The 14,708-nt window shown below is 54.8% G+C and carries 12 protein-coding genes and 1 tRNA gene; 10 read left to right on the top strand and 3 right to left on the bottom strand.

What is annotated here, in order from left to right; translation table 11 throughout:
• Nucleotides 1-23: 23 nt before the first annotated feature.
• The 8 genes from RIB44_20235 (at nucleotide 24) to RIB44_20200 (ending at nucleotide 8,153) form a co-directional block, all read left to right on the top strand.
• A complete protein-coding gene (locus RIB44_20235) occupies nucleotides 24-3,257 on the top strand; it encodes a type I restriction endonuclease subunit R (protein MEQ8618910.1) in 3,234 nt (1,077 codons plus the stop codon).
• Nucleotides 3,258-3,297: 40 nt separating this feature from the next.
• Nucleotides 3,298-4,149 carry a hypothetical protein gene (locus RIB44_20230; protein MEQ8618909.1) on the top strand — a complete coding sequence of 284 codons (852 nt, stop codon included), beginning with the start codon at nucleotides 3,298-3,300 and terminating at the stop codon, nucleotides 4,147-4,149.
• A 171-nt stretch (nucleotides 4,150-4,320) separates the two neighbouring features.
• On the top strand, nucleotides 4,321-4,524 hold the full coding sequence (locus tag RIB44_20225) for a helix-turn-helix domain-containing protein (GenBank protein MEQ8618908.1): 204 nt from the start codon (nucleotides 4,321-4,323) through the stop codon (nucleotides 4,522-4,524).
• A 95-nt stretch (nucleotides 4,525-4,619) separates the two neighbouring features.
• Nucleotides 4,620-5,171, top strand: a complete 552-nt coding sequence (locus RIB44_20220) for a hypothetical protein (protein ID MEQ8618907.1) — start codon at nucleotides 4,620-4,622, stop codon at nucleotides 5,169-5,171.
• The gene (locus RIB44_20215; protein ID MEQ8618906.1) at nucleotides 5,168-6,163 is read left to right on the top strand and encodes a DNA primase; all 996 of its coding nucleotides are present in this window, start codon (nucleotides 5,168-5,170) and stop codon (nucleotides 6,161-6,163) included. Before RIB44_20220 ends, RIB44_20215 begins: the two co-directional genes overlap by 4 nt.
• Nucleotides 6,160-7,116 (top strand): DnaB-like helicase C-terminal domain-containing protein, encoded by a 957-nt coding sequence (locus RIB44_20210; GenBank protein ID MEQ8618905.1) that lies wholly within the window; start codon nucleotides 6,160-6,162, stop codon nucleotides 7,114-7,116. The genes RIB44_20215 and RIB44_20210 overlap by 4 nt, the downstream gene beginning before the upstream one ends.
• Nucleotides 7,113-7,514 carry a helix-turn-helix domain-containing protein gene (locus RIB44_20205; protein MEQ8618904.1) on the top strand — a complete coding sequence of 134 codons (402 nt, stop codon included), beginning with the start codon at nucleotides 7,113-7,115 and terminating at the stop codon, nucleotides 7,512-7,514. Before RIB44_20210 ends, RIB44_20205 begins: the two co-directional genes overlap by 4 nt.
• 420 nt (nucleotides 7,515-7,934) lie before the next feature.
• Entirely contained in the window at nucleotides 7,935-8,153 is a 219-nt protein-coding gene (locus RIB44_20200) for a helix-turn-helix transcriptional regulator (protein MEQ8618903.1), read from the top strand.
• Between the two features lie 975 nt (nucleotides 8,154-9,128).
• Here RIB44_20200 and RIB44_20195 read toward each other — a convergent pair.
• The 3 genes from RIB44_20195 to RIB44_20185 form a co-directional block, all read right to left on the bottom strand.
• Nucleotides 9,129-9,413 (bottom strand): hypothetical protein, encoded by a 285-nt coding sequence (locus RIB44_20195; protein MEQ8618902.1) that lies wholly within the window; start codon nucleotides 9,411-9,413, stop codon nucleotides 9,129-9,131.
• Between the two features lie 152 nt (nucleotides 9,414-9,565).
• Nucleotides 9,566-9,639 (bottom strand) — tRNA-Met (locus tag RIB44_20190).
• A gap of 106 nt (nucleotides 9,640-9,745) precedes the next feature.
• Complete coding sequence (locus tag RIB44_20185) at nucleotides 9,746-12,058, bottom strand: tetratricopeptide repeat protein (GenBank protein MEQ8618901.1); 2,313 nt, start codon at nucleotides 12,056-12,058, stop codon at nucleotides 9,746-9,748.
• Between the two features lie 151 nt (nucleotides 12,059-12,209).
• On the opposite strand from RIB44_20185, the gene RIB44_20180 reads away from it, so the two are divergent.
• Complete coding sequence (locus RIB44_20180) at nucleotides 12,210-12,722, top strand: TIGR03546 family protein (protein ID MEQ8618900.1); 513 nt, start codon at nucleotides 12,210-12,212, stop codon at nucleotides 12,720-12,722.
• Between the two features lie 69 nt (nucleotides 12,723-12,791).
• A complete protein-coding gene (locus RIB44_20175) occupies nucleotides 12,792-14,564 on the top strand; it encodes a TIGR03545 family protein (GenBank protein ID MEQ8618899.1) in 1,773 nt (590 codons plus the stop codon).
• Nucleotides 14,565-14,708 lie beyond the last annotated feature (144 nt).

The raw sequence follows: 14,708 nt of genomic DNA, 5'->3' as shown, positions 1-14,708 counted from the left end.
GCCGCTGATTAGAGTAGAAAAGTATGCCTCGGTATGATGAAGACAACCTGGTACAGCGGACGACCGCGGAGTGTTTCGAGCATCAGCTCGGCTGGCGATCGGTCTATGCGTACAACCAGGAAACCTTCGGCAGCGACGGCCTGTTGGGGCGAGACTCCGATCGGGAAGTGGTCCTAAAACGAGTGTTGCGCGGCAAGCTCCGTGATCTGAATCCTCGTTTGCCTGAAGAAGCTTACGACGATGCCGTTCGCCAGCTTGTGGAAGTTGAGGCAGCACAAAGCCTCGTTTTGGCGAATCGAGAGAAGTATGAATTGCTCGTCGATGGCGTCAAGGTTCGCTATCGAGACGACAAGGGCGAGCGAGTCCAAAGACGACTTCGCGTGTTTGACTTCGACGATCCGGAGCAGAATGACTTTCTGTGCGTCAGGGAATTGTGGGTCCGTGGAGACCTCTACCGCCGGAGGGCGGATATTATCGGCTTCGTTAATGGAATCCCACTGCTGTTCATCGAGTGCAAAGGAGTGCATCGCAATCTGCGAGCAGCCTTTGAAGAGAACTTTTCAGACTACAAGGATACGATTCCGCATATATTCCACCACAACGCGGTGGTCATGTTCGGAAACGGAGAGAAGGCAAAGGTTGGCTCGCTGACTAGTCAGTGGGAGCACTTCAACGACTGGAAGCGTCTGGAAGAGCAAGAGCCTGGCGTTGTCGATATGGAGACCGTGCTGCGTGGCGTCTGTCAGAAGCGAAACTTTCTCGATCTAGTTGAGAACTTCATCCTTTTCGACAATTCGCCGGGGAAGACGATCAAAATCCTGGCTCGCAACCATCAGTTTCTCGGCGTCAATCAGGCCGTCCAAGCAGTCCGTGAGCGAGAGGATCGCGAAGGCAAGCTCGGGGTTTTCTGGCACACGCAGGGAGCCGGAAAGAGCTACTCGATGGTCATGTTTACCCGCAAAGTGCGTCGTAAGCTTGGCGGCAACTTTACCTTCGTGGTGCTGACGGATCGGACTGATCTCGACAACCAAATCTATAAAACATTCGCGGGCTGCGGTGTCGTGGACAACGATAGCGACCCCTGCCGTGCCGATAGCGGGACGCGCCTGAGACAGTTGCTGAGTCAGCACAAGGCTTATGTCTTTTCTCTGATTCAGAAATTCAATCAGGATGTCGCTCCCGAGCAAGGGTACACCCAGCGAGACGATATCATTGTCATCACGGACGAAGCCCATCGGACGCAGTACGGCACCTTGGCTCTGAACATGCGTAACGCCCTGCCGAATGCCAGCTATATGGGCTTTACCGGCACTCCTTTGTTTGGCGATGACGAGATTACCCGACGAGTGTTTGGCAGCTATGTATCGACCTACGATTTCCAGCGGGCAGTGGATGATAACGCGACGGTTCCACTGTACTATGATGCCCGCGGCGATGACCTGGGAGTGGCTATCGGCGATCTGAACGAGCGCGTCGCGGCGAAGTTGGAGGAATTAGAGACCGAAGACATCGACGTGCAGCAACGGCTAGAGCAAGAGCTAAAACGTGACTACCACGTGATCACTGCTGAAAAGCGACTTGATCAGATTGCTCAGGACTTTGTGCAGCACTACTCCACAGCGTGGGAAACCGGCAAGGCGATGTTGGTATGCATCGACAAGGTTACATGCGTCCGCATGCACGCCCTAATTGAGAAGCACTGGAATGCTCGCATCTCAGCCCTTGAAAAGAGCCTTTCTCAGACAGCGGATGAGCAAGAACTGGCTTACTTGAAAAGGCAGATTAGCTGGATGCAAGAAACTCGGTCAGCGGTGGTGGTCAGCGAAGATCAGGGCGAAGTCGATAATTTCAGGAAGTGGGGCCTCGATATCACGCCACATCGGCGGCTAGTGAAAGAAGGCATTGAGCTGCCCGATGCGATGCGTGAGAGGCCTGAGTTTCGTGAAATGCAGCGGATGGACTTGGACGAAGCTTTCAAGGAGGAGAAACATCCGTTCCGAGTTGCGATTGTTTGTGCGATGTGGTTGACCGGGTTCGACGTGCCTAGTCTATCAACGCTCTATCTCGATAAGCCGCTGAAGGCCCACACGCTTATGCAGGCGATTGCTAGGGCCAACCGCATTCACGAAGACAAGAACAACGGTCTGATCGTCGATTACTGTGGGATTCTGAGACACCTTCGCAAAGCACTGGCGACTTTCGCAGGTGCGGGTACCGGTGAGGATGATGGCGAAATTGAACCAGCCCGACCCGACGAAGAACTCTTGGCTGAGCTAGCTGAGGCTATCAACTATGTCCAAACCTATCTCAGTGATCGCAACGCTCCGTTAGAGAAAGTTATCAAGAGTAGCGGATACGCTATCACCGCTGCGATCGTCGCTTGCAAGGAAGCTGCGAATGAGAATGACGAGTCGCGTAAGCGATTCGAAATCATGTGCCGTGTGGTGTTTAAGAAGTTCAAGGCATGCCTCAATGTGGAGGGAATCAATGCTTACCGCGAGGACCGAGATGCAATCAATGCCGTCTACAAGTCATTGATGAAGGATCGTGAACAGGCGGACATCAGCGACATCATTCGCCAGCTTCACAAAGTTGTCGACGAAGCGATCGAGACGACCCCTTCCGCACGAGACGACGTATCGCAGCCGTACGATATTAGCCGAATCGACTTTGAACGCCTCAAGCAGGAATTCGCACGTACACCAGCAAGGCAAACAACGGTTCAGAACCTTAGGCAAGCAGTCGAGCAACGGCTCGCGATGTTATTGCAGCAGAATCCACTGCGCACTGATTTGCAACTGCATTACGAGGAAGTGGTAGCAGAGTACAACAGCGACAAGGACCAGGTCACTATTGAGCGGACGTTTGAAGCGCTGCTTCAATTAGTACAGGAACTTGACGAGGAAGCCCAGCGAGCGGTCAGCGAAGGGTTGGATGAAGAGTCATTGGCAATCTTTGATTTGCTCAAGAAGGATGACCTGACTGCCGTCGATATTAAACGCATTAAGCAAGTCGCTGTGGAGTTACTCGAAACTCTCAAAGCAGAGAAGCTGCGCGTGGACCAATGGACAGAAAAGGAAGCGACTAGAGATGCTGTAAGCCTGGCCATTCACGACTTCCTTTACAGCGACGATACCGGATTGCCAGTTGATGCCTACGAGGAGACCGAGGTGCGCATGCGAGCTGATGAAGTTTTCCGGCACGTCGTGCGGGCCTACCCGCGAGTTCCTTCGCCAGTGTATTCAGCATCGGCTTAGGCGTTGATTTGGTTCTCCTAACCGCACCGACCATCCAGATATGCCTGACAAAGCCGATACTTACGATGCGTTGCTGCACGACTTTGAGCAACTTCTAGTGGAGCAAGATGGGAGATACTTTGAACTGAAATGGGTTACTCCTGCTGGATGTCGAATACGTGGCTCGCTGGCTTCCGGGGATGGCGAAATCATTGAATGGCTGGATCCAGACTTTGAATCGTTCGACCTCAAGCAATGGACAGTGCTTACAACACTTGCCTTACCACTGACAGCTGGCAGTGCCGAATATACTCTTGGCTGGGAAGTACTGTTGATTCCGAGGGCCATCGCACAAAGCCCACTGGGAGTTCGCTTCAAGGAGTGTGCAAAGGTTGCTGGAGCTAAACTTCCTATCGAGCTAAAGGCTCAGCTCAAACACTATGTCCCAGATTTCAACTCTAACGCTGCCGCTTGGTGGTACGCCCTGCTCTTTCAAAGACTCGGAGCTAAGATTTGGAGCGGCGAGGGAGAACAGCGGCACGCGGAGAGTGAGATCTATCTTCCGAATCCAATTCTTTATTCTACCGAAGCCGTAAACTACGTTCAGACGCTCTTGCAAAGTTCTGCAGAAGCCAAGGAAGTCATAGCTGGACAAACAGGTTCCTCAACTGCTGGGACAGACGCCCCACCTCGATTCGTAAACCTTCAGAACTTGATGAAAGAACTGGGAGTCATTGAATCGAGAAAGTCAGCTTTCGAGAAAATGATGTCACGGCGTCGCGAAAAGTTGCCCGATGGGTCGTGGAAAGAGGTCGAATTCCGCAAACAGAACGAGTCGCAGTACCTCTACGACTTAACCTGCCCAATGATCAAGAAATGGGCTGAAGCGTATAAGAAAGACAAAGCCGTCTGACATTTGTCAGACGGAAATTTTTTTCTGCGACTTTGTGCCTTGCCGTGCTTGTCCTTGCCGCCTGACATTTGTCAGACGACTGAGATTCCAGGAATCTCAGCTTTAGGACAAGGTCATTCTCCCGTAGAACACGCTCTGTAGCGTTGTTTTTCTTCGAAGCGGGAGAAACCCATGAAATCGAAAAATTCTCAGCAAACACGGATACTGCTAAAGCCTGCTCAGGCAGCGGAATCGCTTGAGATATCACAGCGAAAACTCTGGTCGATGACCAATAGCGGCGAGATCCCTCACGTCAGAATCGGACGTTCAGTCCGGTACCCAGTTGAGGACCTTCGTCGCTACATCTATTCCAAACTGCAGGGAGGAAAGCACTAAAACTAGAGCCGCACGAGTAAAGCCCCGGGCGGTGCTACGCCCGAGGCCTTCAACACACATTCACCCAATAATTGACCCTTTAGGAGAGACGAATCATGGGAAAACTAACTAATATTTTACAGCAATCTAGCTTGGATTCAATCAAGAATGCCTGGGATTCTACGGAAGCAGCAGGTGAAACCGCTGCGATCCCGAGCGGTGAGTACGTCGCCCACATTACCAGCGGTGAGTTGATCAACAGCCGAAGCAACGACACTCCGGGATATCGACTCACTTTCCGAGTCATCGATTGCAAGGAGAATAACAAGGAGTTCTTTGGGCGCTTGTTTTGGCACGAACTTTGGTTAACAGCACCAGCCATGCCGATGACGAAGCGAGACCTCAACAAGCTAGGCGTTACTTCTCTAGAACAGCTCGAAAAACCCTTGCCGTTGGGAATTCGTTGTCGAGTGAAACTGGCGTTGCGTAAGGGCGACGACGGTAGCGAATTCAATCGCGTCACCCTATTCGAGGTTCTAGGAATTGATCCGCCGGAAGTGGACCCGTTCGCACCGGCGGACGACTGTAGCGACGACCAAGGCGACGACGCGGATACGTCGTTCAATTTCGGCGCAGCGAAACTGCAAGCTGAAGGGGGCGACCAATGAGCAACGAAACTCACCACTATGGTTTTCGCATTCTTGGAGATTGTCGCAGCGAGCGGCGGCTGGTCGATTGGCCAGCCGCTTTCTCGGCCTATTGCCAATGCGACGCACGCGCCGAAGTGGGGCGAGAAGCGTACTTGTCTGCGTTCACGTTTGGCGAGGCGTTCCGCGAACACTTGACGACCACCGGAACTACCAAGGGCTATAGCGGGCCGTGCTGGACGCCCTGGCTCTGGTTCGATATTGATGCCGCCGACGATCTGGAACACGCCCACAAAGCTGCTAAGTCGCTCTGCGCGGTACTGATCGAACGCTACCGGCTCGACGACGATGCCCTGCTGATTTTCTTCAGCGGCTCCAAGGGGTTTCACGTCGGACTACCAACGGCGTTGTTCACTCCTGACGGGTCCGCGTTGTTTCATCGTATCGCCCGACAGTTTGCCGAGCACGTTGCGACTTTGGCAGGAATCGAGATCGACAGCGGCGTTTACGATTGCGTGCGCGCCTTCCGAGCCCCCAATAGCCGCCACCCGAAAACAGGGCTGCACAAGCGGCGTTTCCAGTTCGAGGAACTGTTGCACTTGGCAACGGGGCGCATCGCACAGTATGCCGAGACGCCCGAACCGTTCGAGCTGCCGACAAATTTAGTCGCCAAGAATCAAACCGCTATGAGCGACTGGCAGCAAGCCGCCCACCAAGTCGCAAACGAACGGGAAGCGATGCGGCAACGTCAACAAGCACTCGCCAGCGGTGCCAGCGATGCGACGCTCAACCGTGCGACGTTGGAATTCTTACGCAACGGGGCGACCGTAGGCGACCGGCACCGCTTGCTGTTCAGTGCGGCGGCAAACCTGGCGGAGTTCCGTTGCCCTGGTGCGTTAGCCCATGCGTTGCTGACGGAATCGGCACTCGATTCGGGGCTTTCACCTAGTGAAGTGCGACGACAGATCGACTGCGGATTGAATCGCGTCATAGTCGAAGGGGGAACGCCATGAACAGCATCGACCAAAACAGTGGAAAGTGGCAAAGCGCGTCCGACGTGTTTTCAACCTGGCGTGACGACGTGCTGACCGGGCAACCGCCCACGCTGTATCCAGTGGGCGACGCGGAACTGGCTCGCATCGAACTAGGGCCCAAACTGGTGACGCTATTCGGCGGAGCACCGGGGGCAGGGAAAACCGCGTTCACGATGCAATGCGTGATTGACGGGCTGCGATTGAATCCCGAATTACGCTGGTGCGTGTGCAACATCGAGATGCCGCCTAGCGTGCTACTCGACCGGCAACTGGCAAGGCTTTCGGGGATCGATGCGGAATCGATTCGCTATCGCAAGCTCGACGGCCAACATGCAGATCGGCTCGACCAAGCGTTGAACACGCTCGAAGCGATAGCCGACCGACTTTGTTTCGTGCGTCCGCCGTTCGACCTGGCCAACATTGCTGCCGCGTGTGATGCGTTCGGGGCGGACGTATTGACGCTCGACTACATCCAACGCATTACACCACCGGGGCAGCACAACGACCGCCGCGGCAGTGTCGATGCCACGATGAACTATCTGCGGCAGTTTGCCGACGCGGGGCTGGCCGTGATCGTCGTCGCGGCGGTCAGTCGTCAGAAGGATCGGCAAGGCCGCAGTAGCTATGCGGGGGATTCGTTGTCGCTGGCCAGCTTCCGAGAGAGTAGCGAGCTGGAGTTCGGGGCGGATGATGCGTTCATTCTCACGCCCGACGCCAAGGATGCGGAGACAGTTCACCTGCGGCACTTAAAAGCACGCCACACCGAGCCCCGCGACCTGCTGTTGCATTTCGACCGCCAGCGGCAATCGTTCACGCCCGCAACCGCAACGCCAACAACCAAGCCCGACGGTAAGTTGACAGCGGCGCTGGCGAATCTCTGGAATCAGACCGAAGCGGCCAGCGACGGCGATAACAGTGGGGTCGAGCAATGAGCGAAGCCCCTAAACTCGACGGCTGCGAAGTGCTGCCCCCCTTGGAATCGACCGACACACGCAACCTAACAAGTTGCCGGGAACCAGAGATCAAGCCTAAGACAACCCGCAAGCGAGCCGCCAACCGTTTCGCTACGCTCAATCAGTTCATCGACGAAACGCTAGCGACGCTCTGCCGGGGTGATATTGCTGTGTGGATGATTCTCTACCGCGATACTCGCAACGGTACGGCTCGCACTTCACAAGCTGATATTGCCCGACGTGGCGGCCTCTCGGTACGCGGCGCTGCCAAGGCGATTAAACGCCTAGAGAAACGAGGCTTGTTGAGGGTGGTCTATCAAGGCGGCTTGAACCGGGGATCGTCCCGCTATAGCGTTCTGCCATTACCCGACACATAAGTTGACTGCGGAACCAATGTGTTCGTAAGCACTGCGGAACTTACGGTGCGTTTACTGAGGAACCTATTAGTTCCTATTTCCCATAAGGGACCATAAGGATCCGCTTTTGCGTCCGCTACGCGGACAGCGGATCCCTAAACAAGAAACATGTTACTGGTATGTATACTCCTCCTAATGTACTTGCTGAGTTGCAAGCGGCTTGGAACCAAAAACCTCCAAATCCTACCGTCGTAAAAAACCAAACTCGGTGCCCGTCTCATGTCGACAGCTCTCACTGGAAAGATGAGCCTGCTCCCGAACGCCCAGGCTGGATCCGAACCACATGTCGTCGATGTGGAGCATTCATTGGATACCGCCCAAATGATGACAAGGAACTAATACGATTTGACATTGACTAGCATGGCATGTAAAAACTATTGCATGCCTAAGAATCAACGATCCTTCGACACACTGAGCGATGTCCTACGCAGGAAAATCAATGACTCCCCAGCATCGTTCAAGGAATTAGAACGTGAGACCGGAGTGAAGCGACAGTCGTTGATGAGATTTGCGAGAGGTGAAGGGAGCTTGCGCCTTGATATGGCTGATAAGCTGGCCAAATACTTTCAATTAGAGCTGCGAAGCAAGAAGGAAAGGTAGAACATGGCAACAGTTTTTAAGCGTGGCGGCCCCAAAGCCAAGGGACCCTACCACGTGCAATGGTACGACCACACCGGGAAACGCCGGAGCAAATCGACTCGGACTACCGACAAGGCGGTTGCTGAGCGGATCGCGAGGAAGCTGGAGGCAGAGGTGGCTTTGCGTCGCGAAGGTGTTGTCGACTCGGCACTGGATGAAATCAGCCAGCAGGCAAGTCGTTCCATCAAGGCTCATTTAGAGGATTATGAGAACAAGCTTCGCGCCGCAAACCGCACTGACAAGCATATTGAGAGCACGCTCAAATTCATCCTCTGGATCGCTGAGTTTGCTGGATTTGAAGTTGCATCAGACATCACGGCAGATGGAGTCAATCGCTATGCGGCTCATCTCCGTGACAAATCACGATCGGCGAGGACAATTGGCGCTCATCTGAATGCTATTACTGCCTTCACTAAGTGGCTCGCATCCCATCACAAGCTCCCACGCGATCCGTTGCTTTCCGTGAAGAAGCCCAATCCCAAGGGGGATCGAAGAACCGAACGACGAATGCTATTGCCTGAGGAGTGGGGCTGGCTTGAGACAGCCACTGCCGCAGGGCCTGAGCGATATGGAATGAGAGCCAAGGAACGACTGGTCCTTTATCGTACGGCGATTCAAACGGGCTTACGTTCCAATGAGCTGCGTAGTCTAACTCGTGGCAATCTGTTCCTTGACCTGGAGCAGCCTTATGTCACCTGTGTCGCTGGCTCAACGAAGAATCGCAAGAATGCTAGACAGTACATTCAGAGCGAATTAGCGGCAGAGTTGAAGGACCTAATCGCAACGAAGACTCTTAAGGCACCTGTCTTTTCATTCCCGCATGAGACTTACCTAGCACGCATGCTCAGGGAAGACCTTGTAGCTGCAAGAAAGCAATGGATCAAGGCGGTGAGTAAGGACCCTAACGAAAGGCTGAAGCGAGAGCAGAGCGACTTCTTAGCGGCAGAGAACAGCGACGGTCAAACTTTCGACTTTCACTGTCTTCGACATACTTGTGGTGCCTGGCTGGCCATGCAGGGCGTTCACATCAAAACGGTGCAAACCGTGATGCGGCATTCGACCATTACTTTGACGATGGACACCTACGGACACCTCTTCCCTGGGCAGGAAGCGGAAGCCGTCTCTCGCCTTGGAGAGATCTTCAATCCTGTGTCGCCTACTCAACTTCAAGCGACGGGTACCGACGATCTGCGCGTCGGAGATGAAGAAGAGGCGCAGCACATGGCGCAGCAGTTAGGACGCGTTAGCGTGCGAAGCAGTGCGAAACGATGCGACGAAAACGATCAGAAGATAGCGTCAGAGAGTTCGCACAAACCTAGTCACAGTGCGACGTTACGCGATGATATGCGAGAAGATGCGTCCACAGACACAAGTAGCGGTGGAGGGACTCGAACCCCCGACACGCGGATTATGATTCCGCTGCTCTAACCAGCTGAGCTACACCGCCAAGGTGCGAATTCCATATTTTAGCTGCTCTGCTCATGGGGGCAAAGGGGAGCCAAGGAAAGCGAAACAGCCTTGTCAGGTGCTGAATCCTTCCGAGCCGCGAGGCGTCAGCCCGCGGGTTTGGCGTTTGCAGAATCAGGCTCGGGTGACTCCCCGCTACCTTGCCTCTCTTCGATGCCTTCGATCTGTTGGCTGAACTTGATATAGAGGCTTTTCACGTCCGGTGAGTTCGGTCTGAGTCGCTGCATTTGCTGTAGTGCCTTCAGCGCTTCTCGCCACCGCTCTTGTTTCTCGTACAAGAGCGTCAAGGCGAGCCAATTCTGGTAGTTGTCAGGGCCAAGCTTTGCGGCTTCGGCGAGTTCTTCACTCGCCTCATCGATCCGGCCAAGCTGATAGAGCAACATCCCACGACGGTAGTGGGGATGATCTGCCTCAGGCAAGAGTGACTGGTCTCGTAAGAGCAGTTCAGCTTCTTCCTCGCGTAAGCTTCGGATCTCTTCCGCATTTCCGTCGGCAGCCTCCAAGAGCTGCACGAGCATGCTACGCGAAGTCGACCGGTAGGGCGCGACTCGCACCGCATCGCGTAGATGTTTGATGGCCTTCTTCAGGTTGCCCAATCGAGCTTCAAGCTGACCGAGACTGAGGTGCCCTTCAACACGATCGAGGTTGAACTTCTGGCTGTCGCGAAACTCTTGAATCGCTTGTTCGAGATTCTCACGCAAGGACTGATCGTCCGGGCTACCTAGGAATCCAACCAGTCGATTGGCTGCTTCGATTCGCACGGACTTCGCAGGATCTTCAAGCTGACGCCGGAGAGAGTTTAGCAGCGTTTGCGGATCCGTTTGATCCGTAGCCCTTGTCGCGGCAATGCGAATGAGCTCACTCCGATCGTAAAGGGCCTGTTTGCGCACCTCGCGGCTCTTCTCCGTGGGATAACCTGACAAGAGTTGCAACGCCGTCGCGCGAGTAATGTCGGAGGTTTGCTTGTCGTCAGCAACTTCCAGAAGGAGTTCTTCTCCCTCAGGCTTCAGCTTACGTCCCGCATAAATAGCCCGGCTTGCTAGTTCATTGCCAGCCATCTGTGGTGGCCGCTCGTCGCCGAACCATTTCTTTACCCAATCAGCGGCCCACGCAGCATCTTCGTCCGGCTTTGTGTGACAGTCGTTGCACGCGTTGGGGGTGCCGAGTTCCACCGTCAGATCAGGTCGCGGCACGCGGAAACTATGGTCGTGCCGGTCATCGATGTTCATGTAGGTCCGCACGGACATGTGACAACTGATGCACTGGGTTCCGCCCCCCTCAGTCGCCGGGCCTTCAGGATGGTGATGATGCGAGAGGACATCGTACTTGCCTGGCTGGTGGCACTGGTTGCAGAGCTGATTGCCCTCGTACTTCAGTTCCAACGAATGCGGATTGTGGCAGTCCGTGCAGCGGACGTCCTTGTGATACATCTTGCTCTGGATGAACGATCCATAGACGTAGACTTCGTCCTGGATGTGGCCGTTGGCGTGGTAAAGGCCTTCGTCCAACATGGAAGGTTGATAGTGGTCGAACCAATCCTTGCCTGCGTGGTAGTTCGGATGAATAGCCGCTCGACGAGAATGACAGGGCGCGCAGGTTTCCACTTGCTTCGTGTTGCTGACCTTCTTCAGTTCGTTCGAGAGCCCGTAACCGTGCCTACGATCCCAGAAAACGCTGCTCGATTCAGCTAGTTCAACATGCACGCTGCCAGGGCCGTGGCAGGCTTCGCAACTGACGTCGATTTCGGAGTAGTCCGTACTATAAGTATCTGTCGCCAGATCGTAGTTCTTTTGCAGATTCGTCGAGTGGCAATCAGCGCACATGGTGTTCCAGTTCTGCGCGATGCCGGTCCAGTGCAACGGATCGTCGTGTTCGATACGTGTATCAGGTACGTCAGGCGGAGTGACGGCGAACCACTCTTTACGATGGACGTCCCAACTTGCTGGCAAAACTTGCACACGGCCATCGGGGAACTCGGTCATATACTGCTGGAGCGGATCGATGCCGAAGGTCCACTCGATTTCATAGTCGTGCATCTCGCCATCAGGGCCTTCAGCATTCATGAAGTACTTGCCGTCGCGACGGAACATTTTTGTCGTGACGCCCAGCCATGTGAATTCGGCATCGTCGAAGTCGCCGAGGATCGTCTCCTCGTTGGCAAGCTCCATGGCCCGGTCGTGGTGCGATCCGTGATAAGCCCGCGCTTCTTCTTGATGACACTTCACGCAGGATTGGCGACCGACAAACGTGGCTTGCTTCACGGCCTCAGGCGGCAGGGCCGTTTGCCAATCTAGGAACAGATAACCAAGCATTGCTGTGGCAATCAGCGCAAGAATGATGAGAGGCCGCCGGTTGCTAGCAGTCTCTTCCTCCCTGTTTTCGCCAGTCTCATTAGTCATTACCCAATTCTAGCATCCGACATAGGTACTGGACATCGCCTGCTAGCAGCCGAGGTGCTTCTGGTGTAGACCCGGAGGCTGAGCGTCCGATACTTTTCCCAACCGCAAACTTTTCTCTGCATTTCGAAATGTCTATTTGGATCGTAGCAATATGCTTGGATTCCTCCTCAAACCGGTGCGCCAATTGGCTCAGGCGCTCACATCGAATGATTCTCCACGCCAAGTCGCGTGGGCGATCGTGCTCGGTGTCATTATTGGGCTTACGCCAAAGGGCAACTTGATTGCTTTGAGCCTGGGGGTCCTGCTTTGTTCGCTAAGGGTGAACCTTTCAGCAGGCATGATGGCCGTCGGTGTGTTTACGCTACTAGCCCCACTCTGCGATCCGCTAGCGCATCGCATTGGTGAAATCGTCCTGCTGGCCGAACCGTTACGACGTAGCTTTGCGTGGCTCTATCAGCAACCACTCGGTCCGTGGATCGGCTTCAACAACACGGTGGTCATGGGTCAGCTATTGATTGGCATCTATCTAGCGTATCCGGCTTACCGCGTGGGCTGGTTCCTCGGTGAGAAGGTCCAACCGAAGGTGAGTCGATGGCTGATGGGCTACCGCATCATTCGCTGGTTGCGTGGTGCTGAGATCGGTGCGTCGTGGGGGATGCAATAGAGTTTCCAGTTTGAAGTTTTCAGTTTTCAGTTTTCAGTTCTTGCGTTTCTACTTTGGAAGCGAAGTGACATGAAGAAAATACTCCGTTGGAAGTATGTGTTGCCACGACTGGCGATTCTGTTGATCGTGGTACTCACGGTGCGTTTCTGTCTGGACGGCGTACTGCGTTGGGCGATCATCACCAGCGGCGAGTCTGCGCTCGGAGCTAAAGTAGAAATCGCTGAGCTAGAGACCGAACTCCGCCAAGGCCGCCTAACCCTGCGCGGCTTAGCCGGCGCGAATCCAAGCAAAACTTTCAATAACCTAGCCGAAGCTGAGGAAGCCAACTTTGAGATCGACATGGCTTCGCTGCTTCACAAGCGGCTGGTTATCACCGACGGCAGCATCACGGGGCTGAAGTTTGACACGCCCCGCGAAACCGAGGGTGCCTTGGAAGAACCTGAGGAGACGCTTGAAGAGGAAGCAGGACCCTCGGTTCTCGACCCAGCATTTGCAGCCGCCAGCGAATACGGCAACGTTTGGGTGGACAATCTCAGCAAGAAGCTGGAAGCCGACCTTGAATCGACGTTGGAGTCTCCTCGCGTGGCACGTGAACTCGAAGAGCGCTGGCCGGCGGAGTATAAGCAGCTCGAAGCCCGCGTGAAGGAGCTTCAAGTTCGCGGCAAAGAGATCGAGAAAGGTTTCAAAGAAGTGAAGGCGAACCCGCTGCGAAATCTGGAGCGTCTGCAGCAGCTCGAATCCGACCTTCGCACGACCGAGAAGGAAGTGAAGAGCCTGACGGCGAAGATTCAGGGGCTCCCGCAACAGATTAAAGCCGATCAGCAACTCGTCGATGCCGCTCGGAAGAAAGACGAGGCCACAATTCGCAAGATGCTAAAGCTTGACGACCTCGATGGCGATCAGCTCAGCAGCTACTTGCTCGAAGAGGAAAGCAGCGGTTACCTGGCCACTGCCGTCAATTGGATCAAGAAGGCTCGTGAGCTAACGCCTGACAAGCCTGAGGTCAAACGCTTCCGCGGAGTCGACGTTGCCTATATCGACCGGCCGCGTCCGCAGTGGCTGATCGAAAAGGTCAGCCTCTCAGGCGAGGCCTCGATCGGCGGTGAGCCGTTGCTGCTCGTGGGGTCGCTGACCGGGGCAAGCTCTCATCCACGATTGTTTGCGGATCCAATGCAGCTCAACCTCACAGGAAGCGGTGCCGTTGCCTGCAACATGAAGGTCGTCGTTGATCGTCGCGGAGTACAAGCGATCGACACCCTTACGTTCGACTGTCCGCAACTGGCGATTCCTAGCCGGACACTCGGCAGGCCAGAAAAGCTGGCCGTTTCCGTTGCCGGAGGTCCGGCGAAACTTGAGGGCAACGTCATCCTCAAGGGTGAACAGCTCTCGGGGCAAATCTTGTGGAATCAAAGCGACGTGCAACTGGGGGCCTCGGTGGGCAAGATTAAAGACCAACAGTTGCAACTTGCTCTGCAAGAATCGCTCAACTCGCTCGAAAAAGTCGAAGCAACGGTCGAGCTCTCCGGCACGCTCGAGAAACCTGCTTGGAAGTTGCAAAGTGACCTCGGGCCGCAGTTGGCAGTTGGGCTGAAGTCGGCGATGAGTGGCTATCTTGAAGCTCGCACCGAGAAACTGATGGCAGGTGTCCGAGAAAAAATCGACAAACAGATGGCCAAGCTCACCGAGAAACAGGAAGCAGCTCAGCAACAATTGACGGCTAAACTTGGCAAGAATCAAGAACTGCTCGCTGGGCTCAACGCTCTCACCGGCGGCGGGGGTGGTCAGCAAAAGTTGTCGCTCCCGCAGATCGGGAAGCTACCCTTTGGGAATCTGAAACGCTAGGCAACCCCTGAGCCGTAGGCCGTAAGGCCTCGGGTTGAAGCTTCGAAACGTATCGCCTCCGAGCAAGATCGTAGGCGCTGCCAGTTTCGGTTAGTACTCTGATACGTTTGAGAATACCACCCGCGGGCTCACGCCTCGCGGCTC

The organism is Lacipirellulaceae bacterium (genome assembly GCA_040218535.1).
Taxonomy (GTDB): Bacteria; Planctomycetota; Planctomycetia; order Pirellulales; family Lacipirellulaceae; genus Adhaeretor.
The sequence above is the reverse complement of the archived record's forward strand: the minus strand, read 5'-3'. Positions and strand labels throughout refer to the sequence as shown.

Coding starts and splice junctions, on each gene's coding strand:
- RIB44_20235 (MEQ8618910.1), top strand. CDS start 24: ATGCCTCGGTATGATGAAGACAACCTGGTACAGCGGACGACCGCGGAG.
- RIB44_20230 (MEQ8618909.1), top strand. CDS start 3,298: ATGCCTGACAAAGCCGATACTTACGATGCGTTGCTGCACGACTTTGAG.
- RIB44_20225 (MEQ8618908.1), top strand. CDS start 4,321: ATGAAATCGAAAAATTCTCAGCAAACACGGATACTGCTAAAGCCTGCT.
- RIB44_20220 (MEQ8618907.1), top strand. CDS start 4,620: ATGGGAAAACTAACTAATATTTTACAGCAATCTAGCTTGGATTCAATC.
- RIB44_20215 (MEQ8618906.1), top strand. CDS start 5,168: ATGAGCAACGAAACTCACCACTATGGTTTTCGCATTCTTGGAGATTGT.
- RIB44_20210 (MEQ8618905.1), top strand. CDS start 6,160: ATGAACAGCATCGACCAAAACAGTGGAAAGTGGCAAAGCGCGTCCGAC.
- RIB44_20205 (MEQ8618904.1), top strand. CDS start 7,113: ATGAGCGAAGCCCCTAAACTCGACGGCTGCGAAGTGCTGCCCCCCTTG.
- RIB44_20200 (MEQ8618903.1), top strand. CDS start 7,935: ATGCCTAAGAATCAACGATCCTTCGACACACTGAGCGATGTCCTACGC.
- RIB44_20185 (MEQ8618901.1), bottom strand. CDS start 12,058: ATGACTAATGAGACTGGCGAAAACAGGGAGGAAGAGACTGCTAGCAAC.
- RIB44_20180 (MEQ8618900.1), top strand. CDS start 12,210: ATGCTTGGATTCCTCCTCAAACCGGTGCGCCAATTGGCTCAGGCGCTC.
- RIB44_20175 (MEQ8618899.1), top strand. CDS start 12,792: ATGAAGAAAATACTCCGTTGGAAGTATGTGTTGCCACGACTGGCGATT.